At 40.8% G+C, this 1,608-nt stretch carries 1 protein-coding gene; it reads right to left on the bottom strand.

The window, feature by feature from the left end; all coding sequences use genetic code 11:
• Positions 1-84: 84 nt before the first annotated feature.
• Positions 85-1,608 (bottom strand): hypothetical protein (locus tag NJ959_RS29270; protein WP_309242726.1); only part of this gene is annotated, 1,524 nt, incomplete at its 5' end.

Genomic DNA, 1,608 nt, shown 5'->3' with positions numbered 1-1,608 from the left:
GGAAATGAGGGGATGGGGGGATGGGGAGAGTTTTGAGTTCTCAGTTCTCAATATTAACTCAAAACTCAAAACTCAAAACTTAGATCAAGTACTTTTTATTTGACCAATTGCTCTCGTCTGGTCGAGAATTTCCTCTAAATCTTCCTCGGACAAACGCTCAACGTAATTCACTTTAACTTCTTCTAAAAAATCCGTGATTAGGGATTGAACGTCTTCTAATGTCTGCTTTGCCTGTAGCTGGGAGCCATAAGCTTCCATCAGGTGTTTAATTAGGCGTTGAAATAGTTCTTCTCCCACTGTATCTTCTTCAATTGCCATATTAACACCGTCATAAATAGTCTGAGTAATTTGTTTGACGAGGTTTTCTGTTAGCTGATTTCTTAGTTCTCCCACACCTGGTACTTGCTCCAATCCCTGATACACTTGGGACTGCTTGAGAATCTTTTCCAAGTGATGTTTAAGTAATGCTTCTACATCACCTCTGATTTCAGGAAGAACCTTATAAACAGTTAGCTGCACTCCAATCTTAGTTAGTGTTGCGACTTCATCGGTATTATTAAGATCGATATAGGGACGAGCATCCCGTTGGGATAGCCAATTGGCAATTTCTCCGCGACGAATTGAGTCTTGCGCCTCGTTAATCACTCGAATTACAATTACTTGAGTCATATCGCCAGCGATTTCGGCAACAAATCCCTGACGGATTTGCTTTTGAATAGCGCTGAGATCGATTAACTTTGATTGATCTAAGCGAATTATTACAGGAATAATACGCAACCAGCGGCAGATTGGGATTAGGAGAAAGAGATCGTACCAGCGCCACAGCATGGCATCAAGCCAACTCACACCCGTGTGACGGCGACCCAGAGACCAGGTACGTCCAAGAAACTCTATACCAAATAAGATAAAAAATGGGAAGTCAATTAGCCCAAATAGGTCTACAAATTCACCATTTTCTCCAATAGGACGAAAGTAGTTTGTTTCAATTAAAGGACGAATCTCTTTGTTAAAAAAATTAAGTTCTTCTACGGGATTTTTAGATAAATTTCCTCCGCTCCAAAACTGCATAAATGACTCTTTTGCCGAATCCTCTGATGTCGTAACATGCTGACGCATCTTGTTTTTAATTTTTTCCATCGTACCCGTCTTATTAGCAACCAGAAATGGATTGGTATTGATCATTTCTCCACTGCGGCGGCGCAAATCTTCAAGGATTCCTGCTACCTCTTTCGATCGCAATCCTGGTTCGATCAGATGATTTTGCAATTGGACAACCTTTTCCAAATACTGATCGGTATCTCGATAAGGTTCAATTCCTTTAATGGGGTCATAAAATGGAGTGATATTGGGAATGGGAATCGGGACAGGAAAGCCTTTTGACACAATTGGACCAATCTTAAAGCTAAAAACCTGGATTTTGCGCTGAAGCCAGAAATCTCGTAAGGGGATGTAGCTTAAATCAAATACCACTAGAAACAGGTTCGCTGATGCTACAATTGCCATTCCTTTTTCAAACCAAAGGTTTCGGCGATCTTTCTTTTTTCCTTGGGGTTGTTTTTTTTTGCTGTCCAGTTTTTGTAACAATGACATAGGGGTAAGGGGGAGAAG

Source organism: Limnofasciculus baicalensis BBK-W-15, from assembly GCF_024178385.1.
GTDB classification, from domain to species: Bacteria; Cyanobacteriota; Cyanobacteriia; order Cyanobacteriales; family Coleofasciculaceae; genus Limnofasciculus; species Limnofasciculus baicalensis.
This window is presented reverse-complemented; position numbering and strand designations above follow the sequence as displayed.